Annotated in this window: 18 protein-coding genes and 1 tRNA gene; 9 read left to right on the top strand and 10 right to left on the bottom strand. The window is 66.4% G+C overall.

Features of this window, described 5'->3' with window-relative positions; translation table 11 throughout:
• Positions 1–33 precede the first annotated feature (33 nt).
• Together ASE63_RS02980 and ASE63_RS27665 are read right to left on the bottom strand one after the other, a co-directional pair.
• On the bottom strand, positions 34–819 hold the full coding sequence (locus tag ASE63_RS02980; RefSeq protein ID WP_056796158.1) for an MOSC domain-containing protein: 786 nt from the start codon (positions 817–819) through the stop codon (positions 34–36).
• A 98-nt stretch (positions 820–917) separates the two neighbouring features.
• Positions 918–1,262: a DUF2293 domain-containing protein gene (locus ASE63_RS27665; protein WP_056796156.1), complete on the bottom strand. Its 345-nt coding sequence runs from the start codon at positions 1,260–1,262 to the stop codon at positions 918–920.
• Positions 1,263–1,436: 174 nt separating this feature from the next.
• Here ASE63_RS27665 and clpB point away from each other — a divergent pair, with 174 nt between their 5' ends.
• Both clpB and ASE63_RS02965 read left to right on the top strand, forming a co-directional pair.
• Entirely contained in the window at positions 1,437–4,055 is a 2,619-nt protein-coding gene (clpB, locus tag ASE63_RS02970; RefSeq protein WP_056796154.1) for an ATP-dependent chaperone ClpB, read from the top strand.
• Positions 4,056–4,156: 101 nt separating this feature from the next.
• On the top strand, positions 4,157–4,813 hold the full coding sequence (locus tag ASE63_RS02965; protein ID WP_082609582.1) for a class I SAM-dependent methyltransferase: 657 nt from the start codon (positions 4,157–4,159) through the stop codon (positions 4,811–4,813).
• On the opposite strand, the gene metW is transcribed toward ASE63_RS02965, so the two are convergent.
• Both metW and ASE63_RS02955 read right to left on the bottom strand, forming a co-directional pair.
• Positions 4,814–5,446, bottom strand: coding sequence for a methionine biosynthesis protein MetW (gene metW, locus ASE63_RS02960; protein ID WP_280137432.1), 633 nt, complete (start codon positions 5,444–5,446; stop codon positions 4,814–4,816).
• Positions 5,447–5,609: 163 nt separating this feature from the next.
• Positions 5,610–6,779: a homoserine O-acetyltransferase gene (locus tag ASE63_RS02955; protein WP_056796149.1), complete on the bottom strand. Its 1,170-nt coding sequence runs from the start codon at positions 6,777–6,779 to the stop codon at positions 5,610–5,612.
• A gap of 299 nt (positions 6,780–7,078) precedes the next feature.
• Here ASE63_RS02955 and ASE63_RS02950 point away from each other — a divergent pair, with 299 nt between their 5' ends.
• From ASE63_RS02950 to ASE63_RS02920, 7 genes are all read left to right on the top strand, one after another.
• Positions 7,079–7,915 (top strand): chorismate mutase, encoded by an 837-nt coding sequence (locus ASE63_RS02950; protein WP_056796638.1) that lies wholly within the window; start codon positions 7,079–7,081, stop codon positions 7,913–7,915.
• A 160-nt stretch (positions 7,916–8,075) separates the two neighbouring features.
• Positions 8,076–9,176, top strand: a complete 1,101-nt coding sequence (gene hisC / locus ASE63_RS02945; protein WP_056796147.1) for a histidinol-phosphate transaminase — start codon at positions 8,076–8,078, stop codon at positions 9,174–9,176.
• Positions 9,176–10,135, top strand: coding sequence for a prephenate/arogenate dehydrogenase family protein (locus ASE63_RS02940; protein ID WP_056796143.1), 960 nt, complete (start codon positions 9,176–9,178; stop codon positions 10,133–10,135). The genes hisC and ASE63_RS02940 overlap by 1 nt, the downstream gene beginning before the upstream one ends.
• 100 nt (positions 10,136–10,235) lie before the next feature.
• A tRNA-Thr gene (locus ASE63_RS02935) sits at positions 10,236–10,311 on the top strand.
• Between the two features lie 808 nt (positions 10,312–11,119).
• The gene (gene motA / locus ASE63_RS02930) at positions 11,120–11,983 is read left to right on the top strand and encodes a flagellar motor stator protein MotA (RefSeq protein WP_056796140.1); all 864 of its coding nucleotides are present in this window, start codon (positions 11,120–11,122) and stop codon (positions 11,981–11,983) included.
• A gap of 22 nt (positions 11,984–12,005) precedes the next feature.
• The gene (locus tag ASE63_RS02925; RefSeq protein ID WP_056796138.1) at positions 12,006–12,881 is read left to right on the top strand and encodes a flagellar motor protein MotB; all 876 of its coding nucleotides are present in this window, start codon (positions 12,006–12,008) and stop codon (positions 12,879–12,881) included.
• Between the two features lie 149 nt (positions 12,882–13,030).
• Entirely contained in the window at positions 13,031–13,363 is a 333-nt protein-coding gene (locus ASE63_RS02920; protein ID WP_056796135.1) for a hypothetical protein, read from the top strand.
• 15 nt (positions 13,364–13,378) lie between these two features.
• Here ASE63_RS02920 and ASE63_RS02915 read toward each other — a convergent pair whose 3' ends face one another.
• The 6 genes from ASE63_RS02915 to ASE63_RS02890 form a co-directional block, all read right to left on the bottom strand.
• Positions 13,379–14,305 carry an acetamidase/formamidase family protein gene (locus ASE63_RS02915; RefSeq protein ID WP_056796132.1) on the bottom strand — a complete coding sequence of 309 codons (927 nt, stop codon included), beginning with the start codon at positions 14,303–14,305 and terminating at the stop codon, positions 13,379–13,381.
• 158 nt (positions 14,306–14,463) lie between these two features.
• Positions 14,464–15,783 carry a TRAP transporter large permease gene (locus ASE63_RS02910; protein WP_056796129.1) on the bottom strand — a complete coding sequence of 440 codons (1,320 nt, stop codon included), beginning with the start codon at positions 15,781–15,783 and terminating at the stop codon, positions 14,464–14,466.
• Positions 15,780–16,292 carry a TRAP transporter small permease gene (locus ASE63_RS02905; protein ID WP_056796126.1) on the bottom strand — a complete coding sequence of 171 codons (513 nt, stop codon included), beginning with the start codon at positions 16,290–16,292 and terminating at the stop codon, positions 15,780–15,782. Before ASE63_RS02905 ends, ASE63_RS02910 begins: the two co-directional genes overlap by 4 nt.
• Positions 16,293–16,374: 82 nt before the next feature.
• Positions 16,375–17,364, bottom strand: a complete 990-nt coding sequence (locus ASE63_RS02900) for a TRAP transporter substrate-binding protein (protein WP_056796123.1) — start codon at positions 17,362–17,364, stop codon at positions 16,375–16,377.
• Between the two features lie 317 nt (positions 17,365–17,681).
• Positions 17,682–19,682, bottom strand: a complete 2,001-nt coding sequence (locus ASE63_RS02895) for a biotin carboxylase N-terminal domain-containing protein (RefSeq protein WP_056796121.1) — start codon at positions 19,680–19,682, stop codon at positions 17,682–17,684.
• A gap of 8 nt (positions 19,683–19,690) precedes the next feature.
• Positions 19,691–21,265, bottom strand: a complete 1,575-nt coding sequence (locus tag ASE63_RS02890; protein ID WP_056796634.1) for a carboxyl transferase domain-containing protein — start codon at positions 21,263–21,265, stop codon at positions 19,691–19,693.
• Positions 21,266–21,388: the final 123 nt, after the last annotated feature.

The following is a 21,388-nucleotide window of genomic DNA, read 5'->3' as shown; positions in this document are numbered from 1 at the left end:
TCAAGGGGCCCGCGAGGGCCCCTTTTTCGTGGCCTATGCGACGCCCAGAACGGCGGGCGCCTCGACCAGTTCCAGCCGCTCGCCTTCGACGAGCCTGCCGCCGCTGAGGACCCGGCAATAGATGCCGCAATCGACATGGCCGAAGGTGGTCATCAGCGTCTTCGGCAGTTGCAGGTCGCGCTCGCCGGTCTGCGGATCGACATTGGTCGCGGCGCAGCGTTCGATCCGCTTGATCACCTGCAGCCTGGTGCCGGACGGCGCTGTCAGCTCGCGGCCGGCGAGCTCCAGCTCCGCCCAGGGCTCCAGCCCCTCGACCATGATGTTGCCGCGGAACCGCAGTGGATCGACCGGCCGGCCGAGGCGCGCCGTCAGGTCGGCGACGCTGGCGAGGTTGATGATCGAGACGAAGCCCGAGCGCGAATCGGTGAAGCGATAGCCCTCGGGCGCCTGCAGCAACCGGGGCACGCCTCGCAGCGCTCCCGGCATGAAGTCCTCGAAGAACGCGGTGATGCCGTCGCGCCCGCTCTGTGTGACGGTGCTGGCCCGCAGGACCTCCTGCCCGTCCCGGGCGATGACGAGATCGCGGCTGTCGTCGTCATAGCGCGTGCGCAGCGTTGCCAGCTCCTCGTTGCGCATCAGCATCAGGTACTTGATCTTGGGCTGGTGGACGGGCTCGGCCGGGTCGAACCCCGATGGCCCGTTCTCGATCGCGAAGAGCCGGTCGCCCGGAAAGTAGCCGCCCTCCCGGAGAGCGGCGGAGGTCAGGCGTTCAGGCGACAGCCCCTTGACGGGATAGCGATAGAGCGAGGCGATGCGCATCAGGGAGATTCCGGTCCGGAACGGGATTGCAGATTAGCGCATCCGCCCGGGAATCGGCATGCGGTTTCGGCAGGCCGGTGCAGGATCGAACGCCTCGGTCACCGGGTTGAAATGCGGCTTCGGACGGCCTCCTCCTCCACCTCAGGGAGATCGGCAACCGAACGTTGGCAGCCCCAGCCGGCGAGCACGGCATCGGTCTCCTCGACGACGAAGAAGCGCGCCGCCTCGCGGTCATAGCCATCGGCGAGCAACTGCTCGTAATCGGTATGGACATGGCGCACATGGCTGCCGAGTGCGAGCCAGAGCGCCGTCGTCGGCGGCAGGTCCTTCATGTGGCGCCGCTCTGCGAGCGCGACCACGGCCTGCGCATCGGAGAGCGGAATCCCCGGTGCCAGCGCCCGGAGCGCCTTGCGGATGGATTGCTGTCGCTGGGTGCCTGCCATGGCCCATCCTGCGCGCCGGATTTGATCCAGGTCAATTGCGTGCCAGCCCTCTTCCGTTGCGCGGATGCCACACCTATCTCTGATGCCGAGGGGCGGCCCGATCGGGAGCTCCATCCTGACGAAAGGCAACCGGACGACGCTGCTACGGGGCGCTCCGGTGGGCGGAGTGATGAGATGAACATCGAGAAATACACCGACCGGTCGAAGGGTTTCCTCCAGGCGGCGCAGACGATTGCGCTGCGCGAGGGCCACCAGCAGTTCACGCCGGAGCATCTGCTCAAGGCGCTGCTCGACGACAATGAGGGCATGGCTGCCGGGTTGATCGACCGCTCGGGCGGCAATGCCAAGCTCGCCCTGCAGCTCACCGATGCGGCGCTGGCCAAGCTGCCGAAGGTTTCGGGCGGCTCTGGCGGCCTGAACCTGACGCCTGCGCTCGCGCGCGTCTTCGACACCGCCGAGAAGGCGGCCGAGAAGGCCGGCGACAGCTTTGTCACGGTCGAGCGGCTGTTGCTCGCGCTGGCGGTCGAGAAGGACAACGAGGCCGGCAAGGCGCTCGCCCGCGCCGGTGTCACACCGCAGAATCTGAATGCCGCAGTCGAAGCGATCCGCAAGGGCCGGACTGCCGATTCCGCCTCCGCCGAGCAGGCCTATGACGCGCTGAAGAAGTACGCCCGGGATCTCACCGCGGCTGCTCGCGAGGGTAAGCTCGACCCGGTCATCGGCCGCGACGAGGAGATTCGCCGCACGATACAGGTGCTGTCGCGCCGGACGAAGAACAACCCTGTTCTCATCGGCGAGCCCGGCGTCGGCAAGACCGCCATCGCCGAGGGGCTCGCGCTGCGCATCGTCAATGGCGACGTGCCCGAGAGCCTGAAGGACAAGGAACTGCTAGCCCTCGACATGGGGTCGCTGATCGCCGGTGCGAAGTATCGCGGCGAGTTCGAGGAGCGGCTCAAAGCGGTGCTGAACGAGGTTTCGTCCTCGGATGGCGGCGTCATCCTGTTCATCGACGAGATGCACACCCTCGTCGGCGCCGGCAAGACCGATGGCGCGATGGACGCGTCCAACCTGCTGAAGCCCGCGCTTGCGCGCGGCGATCTGCACTGCGTCGGCGCGACCACGCTCGACGAGTACCGCAAATATGTCGAGAAGGACGCTGCCTTGGCGCGGCGCTTCCAGCCCGTCTTCGTCGACGAGCCGACGGTCGAGGATACGATCTCGATCCTGCGCGGCCTGAAGGAGAAATACGAGCAGCACCACCGCGTCCGCATCACCGATTCGGCGCTGGTCTCGGCCGCGACGCTCTCGAATCGCTATATCACCGACCGCTTCCTGCCCGACAAGGCGATCGACCTCGTCGACGAGGCCTCGGCGCGGCTGCGCATGCAGGTCGACTCCAAGCCCGAGGAACTGGATTCGATCGACCGCGAGATCGTCCGTCTGAAGATCGAGCACGAGGCGCTGAAGAAGGAGAGCGATGCCGGGTCGAAGGAGCGGTTGAAGCGGCTCGAATCGGAGCTCGCCGATCTCGAATCGCGATCCGCCACGATCACCGCGAAGTGGAAGGCCGAGAAGGACAAGCTCGGCGCCGCAGCCGAACTCAAGACAAAGCTCGACAACGCCCGCAACGAACTGGCCCAGGCGCAGCGCAAGGGCGAATACCAGCGCGCCGGCGAGCTGGCCTATGGCGAGATCCCGCAGTTCGAGAAGACGTTGGCGGAGATCGAGGCCATCGGCGACAGTTCGGGTATGGTCGAAGAGGCCGTCACGGCCGACCATGTCGCGCAGATCGTCAGCCGCTGGACCGGCGTGCCTGTCGATCGCATGCTTGAAGGCGAGAAGGAGAAGCTGCTGCGCATGGAAGAGGTCCTGGCCGCCCGCGTGGTCGGCCAGCGCGAGGCGGTCGAGGCCGTTTCGACCGCGGTCCGCCGGGCGCGCGCGGGTCTTCAGGACCCCAACCGCCCGATCGGCTCGTTCATGTTCCTGGGCCCCACCGGCGTCGGCAAGACCGAGCTGACCAAGGCGCTGGCCTCGTTCCTGTTCGACGACGACACCGCGATGGTGCGTCTCGACATGTCCGAATACATGGAGAAGCACTCGGTCGCCCGTCTCATCGGCGCGCCTCCCGGCTATGTCGGCTATGAGGAAGGCGGGGCGCTGACGGAAGCGGTGCGGCGCCGACCCTATCAGGTCGTGCTCTTCGACGAGGTCGAGAAGGCGCATCCGGACGTCTTCAACGTCCTGCTGCAGGTGCTCGACGACGGCCGCCTGACCGATGGGCAGGGCCGCACGGTCGATTTCCGCAACGTGCTGATCATCATGACCTCGAATCTCGGTTCGGAATTCCTGGTGAACCAGGCCGAGGGCCATGACAGCGAGGAGGTCCGCGACGAGGTGATGGGTGTGGTCAGGCAGGCCTTCCGGCCTGAATTCCTGAACCGTATCGACGACATCATCCTGTTCCACCGGCTGCGCCGGGAGGATATGGGCGCGATCGTCGACATCCAGATGGCCCGCCTCGCCAGGCTCCTGGTCGATCGCAAGATCACGCTGGAGCTGTCGAGCGAGGCCCGGCAGTGGCTCGCCGACAAGGGCTACGACCCGGCCTATGGTGCGCGCCCGCTGAAGCGCGTCATCCAGAAGTCGGTGCAGGACCCGCTGGCCGAGCTCCTGCTCGCCGGCAGGATCCATGATGGCGAGACGGTGCCGGTCACGGTCGGCCCGTCGAGCCTGATGCTCGGCGATATCGCGGCGGTGAAGGAGAAGCGCCCCGCCGGTGTGCCGCTGAACTGACGTCGCCACGAGCTCGGGCGCCCGCTGCCGCAAGGCCGGGCGCCCATTTGACGCTTGGGCATTGGCGCGAGGGCTCTTTGCTGCTACCGGCGCAGCCGGGAATGGCGAGAGAGGGTATTGGGGTGCTGCGCGAGACCTTGAAGCGGCTCGAGATGCGAGCCCGGACGCGTATGCCCGAGCCGATCCGCCGGGCCTACCGTCTCGCGCGCAGCCTCGGCGATGCTCATCCCGTCCCCGGCCTGCCCGAGGAACTCCTTGCCGACTGCACCTTCTGCGCCTCCCGCGAAGCCATGCTGGACCGTCTGCCCAAGGGGGGGCGGATCGCAGAGCTCGGCACCTATCGCGGCGATTTCGCGCGGCAGATCCTTGCGCGCTGCCGGCCCGCCGAACTGCATCTCGTCGACATCGACTATTCCCTGTTCGATGCGTGGGATCTGACCGGCAGCGAGGTCGTCCGCCATCTCGGCTTCACTCATCAGGTCGTCGCCGGCTTCCCCGACGCGCATTTCGATTTCGTCTATATCGATGCCGACCATTCCTATGAGGGCTGCCATCGCGACGCTCTGGCGGCCGCGCCCAAGGTTCGGCCGGGCGGCTATCTCGTCTTCAACGATTTCGCGCATATCGACCCCTGGCTCGGGCGATACGGCGTCCATCGCGCCGCGACCGACTTCGCGCGCGCGGCCGCCTGGCCGATGGCCTTCTTCGCCTTCCAGCCTGCCGGGCTCTACGACGTCGCCTTCCAGCGGCCGGAGTAGTCAGGCCTGGCCCGGCCGCTTCAGCAGGAATACAGCCTGCGCGCCGAAGAGATTCCAGAACCACCAGGGCGCGCTGACGCCGACGCGACCGCCTGCCGCGTCGAGCGCGACCGCGCGCTCCTTCACCGCGCCGATCGCGTCGCAGAGCGTGACGAAATCGCGGATCGTGCAGAAATGGATGTTGGGCGTGTCCCACCAGCTATAGGGCAGGGCGTCCGTCACCGGCATGCGGCCGAGGAAGAAGACCTGGCCGCGCATACGCCAATGGCCGAAATTCGGGAAGGAGACGATGGCGCGCCGCCCGATGCGCAGCATCTGCTCCAGCACGAGGCGCGGGTTGCGCGTCGCCTGGATGGTCTGGGAGAGGATAACGTAGTCGAAGGAATCGTCCGGGTATTCGTAGAGGTCGGTGTCTGCATCTCCCTGGATCACCGAGAGCCCGCGCGCGACGCAGCCGGCAACGCCTTCGCGCGACAGCTCGATTCCCCGCGCATCGACATTGCGCGTCTCGGCCAGCAGCGAGAGCAGCTGCCCATCGCCGCAGCCGACATCGAGCACGCGCGAGCCCGGCGCCACCATCTCGGCGACGAGCTTCAGGTCGATGCGGTTGGTGTGGAGGTCGGGTGTCGTCACAGTGCTCTCCACCTGTCATTCCGGGGCGGCCCAAAGGGCCTAACCCGGAACCCACGACCGGATGAGGCCGATCGAACGAGCGTCCTTTCTCGCCGGGCCCGGTCGTGTGTTCCGGGTTCTTCGCGGCGCGAAGCCCCGGAATGACAATGGAATGCGCTCATCGTCACAGCCCCCGCGCCCTTGCCGCTGCGTCGATGAAGCCGCGCGTTGTCGCGAACAGGTTCGGCTCTTCCAGCAGGAAGGCGTCATGACCCTTGTCGCTCTCGAGCTCGACGAAGGACACCGAGGCGCCGGCCGCGTTCAGCGCATGCACGATCGCGCGGGAATCCGTCGTCGGGAACAGCCAGTCGGAGGTGAACGAAGCCACGCAGAACCGCGTCTTGGTGCCGGCAAAGGCTTTCGCCAGCACGCCGTCGTGGTCCGCCGCAAGATCAAAGTAATCCATCGCACGGGTGACATAGAGATAGGAATTCGCGTCGAAGCGCTCGACGAAGGAGAGCCCCTGGTAGCGCAGATAGCTCTCGACCTGGAAATCCGCGTCGAAGGAAAAGGTCGGCGCCTCGCGGTCCTGCAGCTTGCGGCCGAATTTACGGTGCAGCGCCGCTTCCGAGAGATAGGTGATATGCGCGCCCATCCGCGCCACGGAAAGCCCCTTGGAAGGCCGCGTGCCCTCCTCGAGGTAGCGGCCGCCGCGCCAGTCCGGATCGGCCATTACAGCCTGCCGGCCGACCTCGTGAAAGGCGATGTTCTGCGCCGAATGCTTGGCGGCGGTCGCCAGAGGCAGGGCCGAGAAGACGCGGTCCGGATAGCTGGCAGCCCATTGCAGCACCTGCATGCCGCCCATCGAGCCGCCCGCGACGCAGAACAGCGTCTCGATGCGAAGCGAGTCGATGAGATGCCGCTGCGCCCGCACGATGTCGCGGACCGTCACCATCGGGAAGGCGAGCCCCCAGGGCTTGCCGGTCTCGGGGTTGGTCGAGGCGGGCCCCGTGGTGCCAGTGCAACCGCCGATCACATTGGCGCAGATCACGAAGAAGCGGTCGGTGTCGATCGGCTTTCCGGAGCCGATCATCGAGGTCCACCAGCCGCCCTTGCCGGTAATCGGATTTCGGCTCGCGACATGCTGGTCGCCGGTCAGCGCATGGCAGACCAGGATCGCGTTGGACCGGGCCTCATTCAAGGTACCATAGGTCTGGTAGGCGATCTGCCAATGGTCGAGCACGACGCCGCAATCCATCATCAGGGGCGTGTCGGGGCCGAAGCGCACGAGCTCGCTTGTGGGCTCGTTGGCCTCCTTTAGCGGGTCGGCCAGGCTCGAGGAGAAATCGCTCATTCTTGTCCGCTTCGACGGGATAGTTTGTCTTGCCGGTCAGCTTGTTCGAAAAATCGAACTCTAGCGATGCCGCGATGTGCGCGTTCTGTCAACGCGGCGATGCGTATGGCGGCTTTGCCAAGGCGTGAAGGGAGCGCTAAGAGCCTAACCCAACCTTGAGCCCTCATCCTGAGGGGCCGCGAAGCGGCGTCTTGAAGGATGTTCCAGCGCCCTCTGGATCATCCTTCAAGACGCAAGCCTGACGCCTGCTCTTCAGGATGGAGGCTGAGGAATTCAGCCGAGAAGCGCGTCTTGCCATCATGACCGAAGCCGCTCCGACGACCCTTGCCGATCTGCGTTCCGAGATCGACCGCATCGATGCCGAGATGCATGCGCTGCTGATGGAGCGCTCATCGATCATCGAGACGCTGATCTCGGTGAAGAAGACGCAGGCCTCGGGCTCGGCCTTCCGCCCCGGCCGCGAGGCCGACATGATGAAGCGCCTCGCCTTGCGCCATAAAGGGCTGCTGCCGCTCGATACGATCGAGGGCATCTGGCGCATCATCATCGCGACCTTCACCTATGTGCAGGCGAATTATTCCGTCCATGCCGACGTCTCGGGCGGCGATGCGGCGATGCGCGATTCCGCTCGCTTCCATTTCGGCTTCACGGTTCCCTTCGTCACCCATGAGGATGCCCGTGCCGTCATCCGGGCGGTGGCGGATTCGCCCGGCGATCTCGGCATCTTCCGCATGGACCAGGGCGCCAGCGCCGGCATCTGGTGGCGGGACCTGATCGGCGCGGACGCGCCTAAGATCATCGCGCGGCTGCCCTTCATCGAGCGGCCGAACCACCCCGCCGGAACTCCGGTCTACTGCGTCGCGAAGCCGTTGGCTGATGCCGCCATGCGCGAGATCGTGCTCTATGCGGCGCGTGTCGAGCGCTGGTCGGAAAGCCTGCGCGCGGGCCTCGCCCAGCATCTCGCCGAGGTCTCGGCCTCCGCCGCCGACGGCTCGCATCTCTCGCTGCTGGTCGCGGCCGCGGGCGAGACCGATCAGGATGCCATCCGCAAGGCGCTGGAGCCCGCGGGCCTGAGCGACTTCTCCGAGATCGGCAGCCACGCCGCCCGCTTCGCCTTCAAATCCGTCCGTTCGTAAGTTCTCATGCTCCTGATCTGATCATCCTCGACGCCGTCATCCCGGGCGACCAAAGGGAGACCCGGGATCCATGCCGGAACGGTTCAGGCATGGATCCCGGATCTCCGCTTCGCTCCGTCCGGGATGACCGTGCGGGGGTGGAACCCGAAAGCCCAGCGCCATGACCGCCGCCTCCCGCCCCGTTCCCCGCCCCGGCGTCCTCGACATCGAGGCCTATGTTCCCGGAAAGTCGGCCGCGCCGGCCGGCGTCAAGCTGCACAAGCTCTCCTCCAACGAGACCCCGCTCGGGCCGAGCCGCAAGGCGATCGAGGCCTTCGCCGGCCTGGCCGGAAAGCTCGAACTCTACCCCGACGGCTCGTCGACTAAGCTCAAGCAGGCGATTGCCGGCCGCTACGGCCTCGACTCCGCCCGCATCATCTGTGGCAACGGCTCGGATGAATTGCTGGAGCTCGTCACCAAGGGCTATATCGGCGAGGGCGACGAGGGCGTCTTCACCGAGCACGGCTTCCTCGTCTACCGCATCGCGATCCTGGCGGCCGGTGGCAAGCCCGTCGTCGTCGCGGAGAAGAACTACACCGCCGATGTCGACGCCATCCTCGCGGCGGTGACGCCGAAGACGAAGATCGTCTTCCTCGCCAACCCCAACAACCCGACCGGCACCTATCTGCCCTTCGACGAGGTCAAGCGCCTGCATGCCGGGCTGCCGTCGAACGTCATGCTCGTGCTGGACGCCGCTTATGCCGAATATGTCCGCCGCAACGACTACGCCTCCGGGCTCGAACTGGTTGCCGAGAGCGAGAACGTCGTGATGACGCGCACCTTCTCGAAGATTTATGGCCTTGCCAATCTGCGCATCGGCTGGATGTACGGCCCGGCCCACATCATCGACGCGCTGGAGCGCATCCGTGGCCCGTTCAACGTCAACGGCGCGGCGATCGAGGCCGGAGCCGCGGCCATCGCCGACGAGGCGCATGTGGCGGCCGCCATCGAGCACAACGACAAATGGCTGGCCTGGACCAGCGCCGAACTGGAGAAGCTCGGCCTGACGGTCACGCCCTCGGTCGGCAACTTCATCCTGATCCATTTCCCGACGACGCCGGGCAGGACCGCCAAGGAGGCCGATGCCTTCCTGACCCAGCGCGGGCTGATCCTGCGCGGCGTCGGCGCCTATGGCCTGCCCGGTGCGCTGCGCATGACAATCGGCAGCGAGGAGGCGAACCGTCTGGTCGTCGCCGCTCTGGCTGAATTCCTGGGGGCGTGATGGCGCAGTCCTCTCAGTTCGCCCAGCAGAGTTTTGCGCCGCGCCGCTCGGAACCGCTCTTCGGGCGCCTCGCGATTATCGGCATCGGGCTAATCGGCTCCTCGATCGCCCATGCTACCAAGGATCTGAACCTCGCCGGCCGCGTCGTCCTCTACGACCGCGACGCGGTCGTGCGCACCCGCGCGCGCGAACTCGACCTCGGCCACGAGATCGCCGAGACCGCGGCCGACGCCGTGCGCGAGGCCGACCATATCGTGCTCTGCGTGCCCGTCGGCGCCTGCGGTGCCGTCGCGGCCGAGATCGCAGCCGCGCTCAAGCCGGGCGCGATCCTCTCCGATGTCGGCTCGGTCAAGGGCGCCGTGATCGACGCGGTTGCGCCGCATCTGCCCGACGGCGTGCATTTCGTCCCGGCGCATCCAGTCGCCGGCACCGAGAATTCCGGCCCCAATGCCGGCTTTCCGAGCCTCTTCCTCAATCGCTGGTGCATCCTGACGCCGCCGGACGGCACTGACGAGGCGGCGACCGCCCGCACGCGTCAACTCTGGGAAGGGATGGGTGCCATCGTCGAGGTGATGACCGCGAGCCATCACGATCTCGTCCTGGCCGTCACCAGCCACCTGCCACATCTGATCGCCTACAACATCGTCGGCACCGCCGAGGACCTCGCGACCGTGACGCAGTCCGAGGTGATCAAGTTCTCGGCCGGCGGCTTCCGCGACTTCACCCGCATCGCGGCCAGCGACCCGACGATGTGGCGCGACGTCTTCCTGCACAACAAGGACGCGGTGCTGGAGATGCTTGGTCGCTTCAGCGAGGATCTGGCGGTCCTGACGCGGGCCATCCGGTTCGGCGACGGCGAGACGCTGCACAAGCACTTCACCCGCACCCGGGCGATCCGGCGCGGCATCGTCGCGCTGGGGCAGGAGAAGCCGGAAACCGAGAAACTGCGCAAGGACTGAAAAAGAGGGAGGGCGCCCACGGCCTGCCCGGTACGATGCTGTGTTTGCCGGCCATCTCGTCTTGCCAAGCATCGGTCCTGCTGATACAGCCCCACCCGTCGCCGCTTTAGCTCAGCTGGTAGAGCACCTCATTCGTAATGAGGGGGTCGGGGGTTCGAATCCCTCAAGCGGCACCACATTCCCGTTCACCGGCATTCGCAGACGTTCACGTACCGGCCCTAAAGGCCGGTTTTTCTGTGTTTTCGGTCCACTGGCGTTCAGCGGTGTTCGTTGGGATTTCCGGCATACTCGATGAAATGTCACCGGCTCCTCTACCAAAAGGAGAGCGGTGGCCTCGGCCGATATTGAGGCATGAAAGCTGCTCATTCGTGCGTGTGGCCCGGCTGGCGAGCCGGCGACACATGGCGCAAATCGAGTCGGCCTGAAGTGTCGCGCGTTTCATTTCAAGCGCTTCGGCGGCAGCACGCTCCGACCCTTAAGCCTGGTCGAAAGTCGCCGTAGCTGAATTGTCCGACCCATTTTTACCCGAACAATTGAACAAATCGCGGAGCCGCTGACCCGCAGTCAATTTCGTTCTCACCCGCTCCGTTGTGTTCCCCTGAATGCGGGCGATTGAGGACGAAAACGGATCACCACGACAGGACTCCGGCTTCTCTGCCCAAGCTGGTCGCGCAGACATTGGGCATCGGCCAGACGAGCCTATACTCCGAGATCAAAGTTCTTCGAGGCGCTGGCGGATCCGAACCTGCCCGCCAATGCGCGAGCCCTTGGCGAGATTTTCCTGAAGGATCGGCTGGAGCAGTCGAAAATTCCCGAGGGCGTCAAGGAATACATGTACGCCAAGTCCATGGGCTGGACGACGGCGACGACGCTTATAAACCTGCGGGCCCATGGCTCTAAACTCGCCGTTAACCTTGATCGTTCATTCGGACCAGTAGTGGCTTCGCGCGGGCTGTACCTGCCGTGGCGCGAGGGTGGCAAACCATGCGGCTGATCGTCGGCACAATCATCGTCTTCGTCTGCGTCTTCGGCGGCTACGCGGCCATGGGTGGCCACCTCCTCGTCCTTTGGCAGCCGTTCGAGTTCGTTATCATCCTCGGCGCAGCGGTTGGTGCCTTCATCATCGGCAACCCCGCGCCGGTGCTCAAGGCCGTGCCCAGTATGCTCGGCACGATCTTGAAGGGCCCCAAGTACAAGCAGGAATGCTATGTCGAACTGCTGGGGATGCAGTATTCCTTGTACAAACTTGTAAAGCAGAAGGGCATGCTCGCGGTTGAGCAGCACATTGAAAATCCGAGCGAGTCGACGCTGTTCAACGCCTTCCCGACTTTCGCAGCGAACCATCATGCGGTGGAGTTCGTCTGCGACTACATGCGCATGCTGACCATGGGCGCCAACAACGTCCACGAGATCGACGCTATCATGGACGAGGAACTGGAGACGCACCACCAGGAGCAGGAGCGTATCGTTTCGGCCATGCAGTCGATCGCCGACGGAACACCGGCGCTCGGCATCGTCGCCGCCGTGCTCGGCGTGATCAAGACGATGGGAGCGATCAAGGAGCCGCCGGAGGTGCTGGGACATCTGATCGGCGGCGCGCTCGTCGGGACCTTCTTCGGCGTCTTCGTCGCCTACGGCTTCTTCGCGCCCATGGCGGCATCGCTCAAAAGCACCTTCGAGGCGGAATCCAAATACTTCCTTTCCCTCAAGGTGGGCCTTCTCGCCCATATCAGCGGCCAGCCGCCGGTGATGGCGGTCGAATTCGCCCGCAAGGCTCTGATGAGCGACGTCCGCCCGACCTTCAGCGAAGTGGAAGCAGCAACCGCCGCTCTGCCCGCCAACATCTGACCCAATCTCCGGTAGGGACTCGATGACCAAGCCCACCCAGCCGATCATCATCAAGAAGGTCAAGAAGGCCGCTCATGCGCACCACGGCGGCGCCTGGAAGATCGCCTATGCGGACTTCGTGACCGCCATGATGGCGTTCTTTCTGCTGATGTGGCTGATCAGCATGACGACGCAGGAGCAGAAGGACGGCCTGGCGGAATACTTCGCGCCGACGACGGCTCTGAGCCCCAGCACCAGTGGTGCTGGCGGCATCCTGATGGGCACCGCCCTGGACAAGTCAGGCAACAAGTCGTCGGCGCCCCGCGACGCGGCGATGGGCACCACCGGGCAGGAGGACGGAACGCGCCGGACCAACTCGGGCCGCGCCAGCGACCGCGAGGCCAACCGCCCGGCCGCCGACCTGCAGGCCCAACTCAGTGCCGCGGCCAGCATCCGGCAGGCGCTCCAGAGCATGCCCGAATTTGCCGAGCTGTCGCGTAACATCGTGATCGAGCCGAGCAAGGAGGGGTTGAACGTTTCCCTCGTCGACGAGTACGGCCGCCCCATGTTCCGCGAGGGCTCGGTCCAGCCCTACGAGCGCACCCGTCTCGTGTTGGAGGCGCTCGCGCCCGCACTGCGCCAGCTACCCAACCGCCTGTCTGTCACCGGCCATACGGCTGCCGCGCGCCCGGGCTCGGTTCGGGACGTCGAACCCTGGAGCCTCACCAGCGGGCGCGCGCTCGCCGTGCGCGAGATCCTCTCGGGTGCTGGGCTCCCCAACGACCACTTCGTCTCCGTGGTGGGGCGCGCCGATACCGAGCCGGTCTTCCCCGACAATCCCTACCTCCCGCCGAACCGACGGGTGACGATCACGCTGCTCAATGCGGAGCCGCCGCTGCCCCCGAACGTCCTTCGCTGACGACGAGGCGCCTCGGCCGCCTGAGAGTCCGTTTGAGATTGAGCTCAGTGGCTGCCGGACTCGGCTGGCCTGCTTCCACCTTGTGGTGCGTTCCCTTTGCCGGGCCGATGGCATAACAAGCGGTAACGAAGCGATGGAGGCGCCGGACCGTGGCGGAAATCCGATTCACTGCCGAGGAGCGCAGCTATCTGGCGCAGGTCGCCGCATCGAGAACCGGCCTTCTGCCGACGCTCGGCAGCTATCTGCCCTATCTCGCACCCCTCGCGATCTTCGGCGCCTATGGGCTGGCGGCGGAGGATGTTATCGCCATCGGCCTCGCTTTCGTCTGCCTGTTGGCGATCAACCTCTGGTGGATACAGCAGCAGAGCCAACACTCGGCTCTGCTCAAGGCGCTCGCCGCCAAGCTGCTTGGCGAGGCGGAGGCTGAACCGGCAGCGGATGACCGGCAGATTCATGCAACCAGCGCCGGGCCGGGTGCGTGAGGCACGATCCCGCTGCTACCTCAGCAGCGACAGCCCGCGCGTGATCTCGTTCTTCGGCAGGCGGCAGGCCACGCAATAGGCGGGGTTGAAGACGTTCGCGACGTCGTAGCGCACCATCTGACCGAGCAGATGGCTGGCCTCGACCGCATCGATGCCGAGATCCTCGACGAGCCAGCGGATCATCTCGCTCGTTGCCGATTGCAGCGCCTGGTCCAGTGGGCGGCCGCTCGCCAGCGTCATGACGTCCGTCGCGGTTTCGCAGCGCGGCCACTGCCCGCTCGCCTTCTTGCGCAGGTTCAGGGTGAATTCGACCTCGAAGCTGGTCTCGATGCCGGTGCCGACGATCTCGCCATCGCCCTGGCAGGCATGGCCGTCGCCGAGAAAGAGCAGCCCGCCGGGCTCGGAGACCGGGAAGGCGATGGTCGCGCCGGGGCCGAAGGCGCGATAGTCCATATTGCCGCCATAGGGGCCGCTGGTCGCGGTCGAGATCGCCTGGCCGCGCTCGGGCGCGACCCCGAAGCAGCCGAGCATCGGCATGAGCGGGAAGCGCCAGCCCGAGACGCGCTCGGAGGCGCCGATCAGGGCGACCGTGCCGGCCTCGGCGTCGATCGCCCATTCGAAGCGCGTGCTCTTCGCAAGCTCCGCAACCATCCGCGGCTCGACCACCTGGGCCGAGACCGGCGAATAGGTCCAGCCGGTCGCGCGGGTCGGCGTCATCCGCTCGACCGTGACCAGCAGCGCATCGCCGGGCTCGGCACCCTCGATTGCGAAGGGGCCGGTCATCGGGTTGCCGCGTGGGGCGCGCTGTGCGCCCTCGTGATCGGTTCCCGCCGCATCGAGTGTCTGCGTGATCACCGTGTCGCCAGGCGCGACCGTCAGCACGGCCGGGCGGCCGCCCATCACGTTGGAGTAGCTGGTGGGGTGGAAGTGATGGATCGGCATGGGCTTAAGCCTGTCGTCTCGGAGGAAGGGCGCATCCTGCGCCGGGAGCGCGAGCGAGTGAAAGCGTTCCGGCCCCTCCTGTCCATCGCCGCCTGCGCATCGGGACCCACCGCGCGTGGCGGGGCTATACGACCGGGGCCTCGGCTGCGGCCCTGGCTTCAGTTCAGGAATTCCGGCGAGATCAGGCCGGGCAGGAACAGCACGATCTGCGGCCAGAGGATGATCATCACCAGCACGATGCACATCGGCATCAGCATGATCATGACGTCCTTGAGCACGTCGATCATCCGCATCTCGGCCATGGCACAGGCGATCAACAGGCACAGCCCATAGGGCGGCGTCACCAGCCCGAATGCCAGTGAGACGATGCCGATCATCGCGAAATGAACCGGGTCCATTCCTGCCGACAGGGTCAGCGGCTGCAGGATGCTGCCGACGATGATGATCGCCGGGATCGCGTCCAGGAAGCAGCCGACGATGAGGAAGACGCCGGCGACGAGAAAGCCCATGCCGGTGACGCCGAGCCCCCAGGTCGAGACGCCGGCCAGGATGGCCTCCGGCATCTTGTAATAGGCCATCAGCCAGCCGAAGGCGGTCGCGGTGCCGACGCAGAACAGCGCGATCGAGGAGAACCGGCCGCTGTCGAGCAGGGCGGCATAGAACCCCTTCAGATCCATCTCGCGATAGATCAGGATCGACAGGGACACTGCATAGAGAACGGCGATGCAGGCCGATTCCGTCGCTGTGAACCAGCCGAAGACCTTGCCGCCGATGATGATCAGCGGCGTCATCAGGGCGGGAATCGAGATCCACAGCCCCTTGCCGAGTTCGCCCCAGCTCGCGCGCTCATAGGTCGGGTAGTTCCGGAGCTTCGCATAGGCATGCACGGTCGCCATCTGCGCGACAGTGATCAGGATGCCGGGAATGATGCCGGCCAGGAACAACGCGCCGATCGAGGTCGTCAGCGTGCCGCCCCAGACCACCATCAGGATCGAGGGCGGGATGATCACCGCCAGCACGGAGGAGACGGCGGTGATCGCCACCGTGAAGCTGTCGTCATAGCCCTCCTTGCGCTGGGCCTCGATGAAGATGCGGGACTGGCTCGCAGCGTCCGCCGTCGACGAGCCCGAGATGCCGGCGAAGAAAAAGGACAGCACCACGTTGATCTGCGCCAGGGAGCCGGGAAAATGCCCGACCATGCTGCGCGAGAGCCGCATCAGGCGGTCGGTGATCCCGCCGACATTCATCAGGTTGGCGGTCAGCAGGAAGAATGGCACCGCGAGCAGGATGAAGGAGTTGTAGGCGTTGAAGGTCTCCTGCAGCAGGATGCTGGAGGACAGCCGGGGTTCGATCAGCAGGATCGGCAGGCAGGCCAGCGCCAGCGCAAAGGCCACCGGCACGCGCAGCGCCATCAGCCCGAAGAACAGCCCGAACAGGATCAGGGCCGCCTGGCCCGAAGAGAGGACGGAGCCGGTCATGCGCGCGATCCGTTCAGGATGGCGAGGTCGTCCCGCATCATGTCGAGGATGAAGAGGGTCCAGCTCGCGCCGGCGATGGGCCAGGCGATGTGGATCACCCAGAGCGGCAGGTCGGCAAGCTCCGAAGTGCGGTAGAACGCCTGCTCGGTGAATTCGATCCCCATCCAGAGGAAGACGAAGGCGACGATCAGGATGCAGAGCCGCGAGAACAGCCGCAGCAGAGCGTTGCCGCGCGGCGACAGCACCGGCCACAGATCGACGTCGAAATGCGCGCCCTCCCGCACGGCCACGATCGAGCCGATCATGATCGTCCAGCAGAACAGGAACCGCGCCATCTCCTCGGTCCAGATGTAGTGCGGGATGAGGTCGGTGAAGCGCGAGAAGATCTGGACGGTGACCGGGATGATGAGGATCGCGAGCATGGTCGCGAGCAGGGTGCAGAGGATGCGGTAATAGGCGTTGGTGAAACGGCGCAGGGCGCCCGGCGAATCGAGGCTGCTCACGCTCATGGAGGGGCGCGCTCCGGAGAGAGGACTTGCTGGAAGGACGCCGCCGGAGGAATCCGGCGGCGCGACGGGGATCGACGCCGTGTCACTGGACGGCGTTGATCTTCTCCAGGATGGCCAGGGCGTCGATCTCCTTGGCGTATTCGATCAGCACGGGATCGACCGCCTGCTTCATCGCCGCGCGGTCCGCGAAGGGGATGCGTTTCAGCTTGCCGGCCTTTTCCAGTGCCTCGAGCTTGGCTGTATCCTCGCTGGACTCGACCTGCCGGCCATGCGCGCCGCCTTCCTTGCCGCCCTTGACGACGCAGTCCTGCAGGTCCTTCGGCAGCTTGCGGAAAGTCTTGCCGGAGAAGGCGAGGGGGCGGATCGTGATCGCATGCTCGGTCAGGGCGAGCTGCGGTGCGACCTCGTAGAAGCGCATCGCCTCGACGCCGGCGGCCTCGTTCTCGCCGGCGGCGATGACGCCGTTCTGGATACCGTTATAGACCTCGTTATAGGCGATCACGGTCGGAGCCATGCCAGCCGCCTGGAAGGTGCGGCTCCAGATCGGTGCGCCCTGGACGCGTACCTTGAGACCCTTGATCTCGGCCATGTTGCTGACCGGCTTGTTGACGAAGATGTTGCGCGTCCCGCCGCCGGCATAGCCGATCAGCATGACGTCGGAGCGCTTGGCGATCTCGTCGGCGATGGGCTTGAGCAGGTCCTGGTCGAGCACCTTGTTCCAATGCGCCAGGTCGCGGAACAGGAACGGCGCATCGATGAACGGCGCGGCCTTCGAGAAGGTCGACATATGCGCCGGCGAGACGATCGCGTAATCCACAGCGCGCCCGGCCGCCATGTATTCGAAATACTGCTTCTCGAGGCCGAGCTCGCTGTTCTTGTGCAGCACGAAATTGATCGGCTTGCCGTAGCAGGCCTTCACCGACTCGCCGAACTTGGCGAGTGCCTTGGTGAAGGCGTGGTCGTCGTTGAATTGCGAGGCGCCGTGCAGTTCGATGGCCTGCTGGGCGCTGCTGGGTACGGCCGCGAAAGCGAGCGCCGCACCGATCACGCAGGTGATCAGTCTCCTTGGCATCACGTTTCCTCCCGTTGGGGCTCTCTTGTGGAGCTTACGTAGAGGCTATGACGCTTTGATCGGTCTGATCAATACGGTTCTACTATATAGTTTGATATTGTCTGGGCGGAGTGAATTTTCCCGAGCAAAATTGTCGCTCGATTGAGTGTCGAGCCTCCAGGATTCCTTGGCTGTGCGATCGGCGGATGATGCCCGGATGGGCTTGGGCGATGGCGGTCTCGACTACCTCATCGATCTCGCCGCCCGGCGCGCGCGCGGCTGGCGACCGATCTCAACATGAGATGTCGTGCTCGACAAACTGCGTGGCCGCCGCCGGTTCAGCTGCCGGCCTGCTCACCGAACACGACAAGTGTCTCGCCCGCGGCGACGGTGGCGCCGGCCTTGGCCGCAACCCGCGCGACGCGGCCGCCGGCCGGGCTCTTCAGCTCGATGAACAGCTTCATCGATTCCAGCACGAGCAGGACCTGCCCGGCCTCGACCTCTTCACCCTCTACCACATGGATGGCAGCGACGCTGCCCGGCATCGGCGCCCTCAGGCTGCCGCCGTTTTCGCTGCCGGCGCTGCGCGCCGCGGCCTGCGCCTCGACCGCAAGCGCGATGCCGATCCGGCCTTCGAAGCCGCGATAGCGCAGGAGCAGCCCATCCGCGTCGCGGATCGCATGGGCCGCGGCCGTGACCCCGCCGGAGCTGACCGCCCAAGCGGTGCCCCCGCCACGCCGCATTGCGATGTCGTGCCTCGCCTCGCTGCCGCGGACGCGCAGGAAGCCGTCATGCGTCTCGACCCGCAGCCGCGCCGCGCCCTGCCTGCCGCCGACGAGCAGGTGCGCTGTCGCGGGCCGGCCGGCCGCGGCCAGCAGCCGAAAGCCGCCCAGCGATTGCCACGGCCCGGCCGCGCCGGGGCTCGTCTCGCCGGAAGCGAGCCAGAGCGCAGCGGCCACCGCGCGCAACTCGTCGTTCTCTTGCGGCACCGGCTGCCAGCCTCCGGGCCAGCTTTCCTTGAGGAAGAGCGTCGTCGAGGCGCCCTCTGCAAAGGTCGGCTGAAGCAGCGCGTCGATCAAGAAGGGCCTGATGGTGCCGGGGCCGAGCACGACCATCCGGTCCAGCCCCTCGGCGAGCCTGCGCACCGCCGCGCCGCGATCCGGCGCATGGGCGATGACCTTGGCGAGGAGCGAATCGTAATGGGTCGAGACCACGCTTCCGGCCTCCACGCCGCTGTCGACGCGCAGCCCCTCCGGCGCCTGCCAGAGTGCGATCCGCCCCGTATCGGGCCGGAAGTCCTCATCGGCGCGCTCGGCGGTCAGCCGCGCCTCGATCGCGTGCCCCGAGCGGGTGATGGCGTCCTGCTTCAGTGGCAGCGGCTCGCCGGCCGTGATGCGCAGCTGCCATTCCACCAGGTCGAGCCCGGTGATCGCCTCGGTTACCGGATGCTCGACCTGCAGCCGCGTGTTCATCTCGAGGAAGAACACATCCTGTGTTGCGGCATCGACCAGGAACTCGACCGTGCCGAGATTGTCGTAGCCGATCGCCCGCGCCAGCCGCAGCGCATGCCCGTGCAGGGCGGCTCGCGTCTCGTCGCGCAGGTGAGGGGCGGGCGCCTCCTCGATCAGCTTCTGGTTGGCGCGCTGCACCGAGCAGTCGCGCTCGAAAAGATGCACGATATCGCCGTGCCGGTCGCCCGCGACCTGCACCTCGACATGGCGCGGCCGCGTCACGAACTTCTCGATCAGCAGCCGGCCGTCGCCGAAGGCGGCCTGGGCTTCCCGTGCTGCGGCCTGGATCGCACCCTCGAGCTCCGCCTCGTGCTCGACCTTGCGGATGCCCTTGCCGCCGCCGCCAGCCGAGGCCTTGACCATCACCGGCAGGCCGATGCGCAGCGCCTCGCGTCGCAGCGTCCCGGGCGCCTGGTCGGCACCGTCATAGCCGGGCACGCCGGGCACGCCGGCCTCGCGCGCAATCGCTTTCGAGCGGATCTTGTCGCCCATCGCGTCGATCGCCGCGGCCGAGGGGCCGATGAAGGCGATGCCGTTCGCTTCGCAGGCCGCGATCAGGTCGAGCCGCTCCGAAAGGAAGCCGTAGCCCGGATGGATCGCCTGCGCGCCGGTCGCGACGGCGGCTTCGACGATCCTGTCGGCGCGCAGGTAGCTGTCGCGCGCCGCGGCCGGGCCGATCTGCACGGCCGTGTCGGCGAGGCGCACATGCAGCGCCTCGCGATCGGCCTCTGAGAACACGGCGACGGTGCGGATGCCGAGCCTCCGGCAGGTCCGGATGATGCGGCAGGCGATCTCGCCGCGATTGGCGATCAGGACGGTGGAGAACATGGCGCCGCTCACATCCGGTACACCGGCCGCGGACCGGTATCGCGCGGCTCTCCGGCTGCGAGCGAGAGGCACAGGCCCAGCACGTCGCGGGTCTGCGCCGGCTCGATGATGCCGTCGTCCCAAAGCCTGGCCGTGGCGTGATAGGGGTCGCTCTGCTCCTCGAACTGGGCCCGTGTCCTTGCATCGAGCGCCGCAATCGCGGCCTCGTCGGCCGTCCCCTTCAGCGACTGGCGCCGCAGTTCCGTCACCACGGTCGCGGCGACTTCCGGGCTCATCGTGGCGATGCGCGCATTCGGCCAGGAGAACAGGAAGCGGGGCTTAAAGCCGCGCCCGCACATACCGTAATTGCCGGCGCCGTAGGAGCCGCCGATCAACACGGTGTATTTCGGCACGCGCGCATTCGAGACGGCATAGACCAGCTTGGCCGAGTGCTTGGCGATGCCGCCGCGCTCGGCTTCCGTGCCGACCATGAAGCCGGTGATGTTCTGCAGGAACAGCAGCGGGATCTGCCGCTGGTCGCAGAGCTCGATAAAATGCGCGCCCTTGGCCGCACTCTCCGAGAACAGCACGCCATTATTGGCGAGGATGCCGACCGGATAGCCGTGGATATGGGCGAAGCCGGTGACCAGCGTCGCGCCGTAATCCGGCTTGAAGGCGTTGAAAGCGCTGTCGTCGACGATGCGGGCGATCACCTCGCGCACGTCGTAAGGGCGGCGCAGATCGGTCGGCACCAGCTCGGCGAGTTCCGCCGCATCCTGCCGCGGCGCGGCGACGGGCTGCGGCGGCGGCGCGATCCGGCCGATCTCGCCGAGCGCCCCGACGATCTCGCGCAGCTTCGCCAGCCCCTCCATCTCCGTCAGCGCCATATAATCGGCGACGCCCGAGACCTGCGTATGCATCTCGGCGCCGCCCAGCGTCTCGCCATCGACGATCTCGTTGATCGCGGCCTTCACGATCGGCGGCCCGCCGAGATGGATGCGGCCGGTGCCCTTCACCATCACCACCTCGTCGGAGAGCGCCGGGATATAGGCGCCGCCCGCCGTGGCGCCGCCGAAGACGATCGAGAGCTGCGGAATGCCGGCCGCCGACATCCGGCACTGGTTGTAGAAGGAGCCGCCGAAATGGTCCCGGTCCGGGAAGACCCGATCCTGCTCCGGCAGGAACGCGCCGCCGCAATCGACCAGATAGAGGCAGGGCAGGCGGTGCTCCTCGGCGATCTCCTGCGCCCGCAGATGCTTGCGGACCGTCTCGGCGAAGAAGGAGCCGCCCTTTACCGTCGCGTCATTGGCGATCAGCATGCAGGCCCGGCCCCTGACGGTGCCGATGCCCGTCACGATGCCGGCGCCCGGAACCTCGTTGCCGTAGAGCCCCCAGGCCGCGAGCGGCGACAATTCCAGGAACGGCGTCTGCGGATCAAGCAGCAGGTCGATCCGCTCGCGCACCATGATCTTGCCGCGCGACTCGTGGCGCTCGCGGAAGCGGTCGCCGCCGCCCTGCGCGACGAGAGCATGGCGCTCGCGCAAGGTGTCGATCATCGTGGTGAGTGGGGGAGGGGAAACCGCGCTCGTTATCGTGCCACTCATGCCATCCCGCTCCACCGTCATTGCGAGGAGGCGAAGCCGACGAAGCAATCCAGGAGACGTAGAGTGCGGCCGCCCCTGGATTGCTTCGCTGCGCTCGCAATGACGCTTGAACGCCATTGGCAT

Source organism: Allobosea sp. Root381 (assembly GCF_001429395.1).
Lineage (GTDB): Bacteria > Pseudomonadota > Alphaproteobacteria > Rhizobiales > Beijerinckiaceae > Allobosea.
The sequence above is the reverse complement of the archived record's forward strand: the minus strand, read 5'-3'. Positions and strand labels throughout refer to the sequence as shown.

Excerpts from the sequence above, each read along its gene's own strand:
- ASE63_RS02950 (WP_056796638.1), top strand. The coding sequence starts at position 7,079 with ATGACCGAAGCCGCTCCGACGACCCTTGCCGATCTGCGTTCCGAGATC.
- ASE63_RS02925 (WP_056796138.1), top strand. The coding sequence starts at position 12,006 with ATGACCAAGCCCACCCAGCCGATCATCATCAAGAAGGTCAAGAAGGCC.
- ASE63_RS02955 (WP_056796149.1), bottom strand. The coding sequence starts at position 6,779 with ATGAGCGATTTCTCCTCGAGCCTGGCCGACCCGCTAAAGGAGGCCAAC.
- ASE63_RS02980 (WP_056796158.1), bottom strand. The coding sequence starts at position 819 with ATGCGCATCGCCTCGCTCTATCGCTATCCCGTCAAGGGGCTGTCGCCT.
- ASE63_RS02890 (WP_056796634.1), bottom strand. The coding sequence starts at position 21,265 with ATGAGTGGCACGATAACGAGCGCGGTTTCCCCTCCCCCACTCACCACG.
- ASE63_RS02910 (WP_056796129.1), bottom strand. The coding sequence starts at position 15,783 with ATGACCGGCTCCGTCCTCTCTTCGGGCCAGGCGGCCCTGATCCTGTTC.
- ASE63_RS02900 (WP_056796123.1), bottom strand. The coding sequence starts at position 17,364 with ATGCCAAGGAGACTGATCACCTGCGTGATCGGTGCGGCGCTCGCTTTC.
- ASE63_RS02940 (WP_056796143.1), top strand. The coding sequence starts at position 9,176 with ATGGCGCAGTCCTCTCAGTTCGCCCAGCAGAGTTTTGCGCCGCGCCGC.
- ASE63_RS02905 (WP_056796126.1), bottom strand. The coding sequence starts at position 16,292 with ATGAGCGTGAGCAGCCTCGATTCGCCGGGCGCCCTGCGCCGTTTCACC.
- motA (WP_056796140.1), top strand. The coding sequence starts at position 11,120 with ATGCGGCTGATCGTCGGCACAATCATCGTCTTCGTCTGCGTCTTCGGC.
- ASE63_RS02965 (WP_082609582.1), top strand. The coding sequence starts at position 4,157 with ATGGCGAGAGAGGGTATTGGGGTGCTGCGCGAGACCTTGAAGCGGCTC.
- clpB (WP_056796154.1), top strand. The coding sequence starts at position 1,437 with ATGAACATCGAGAAATACACCGACCGGTCGAAGGGTTTCCTCCAGGCG.
- ASE63_RS02895 (WP_056796121.1), bottom strand. The coding sequence starts at position 19,682 with ATGTTCTCCACCGTCCTGATCGCCAATCGCGGCGAGATCGCCTGCCGC.
- ASE63_RS27665 (WP_056796156.1), bottom strand. The coding sequence starts at position 1,262 with ATGGCAGGCACCCAGCGACAGCAATCCATCCGCAAGGCGCTCCGGGCG.
- ASE63_RS02915 (WP_056796132.1), bottom strand. The coding sequence starts at position 14,305 with ATGCCGATCCATCACTTCCACCCCACCAGCTACTCCAACGTGATGGGC.
- hisC (WP_056796147.1), top strand. The coding sequence starts at position 8,076 with ATGACCGCCGCCTCCCGCCCCGTTCCCCGCCCCGGCGTCCTCGACATC.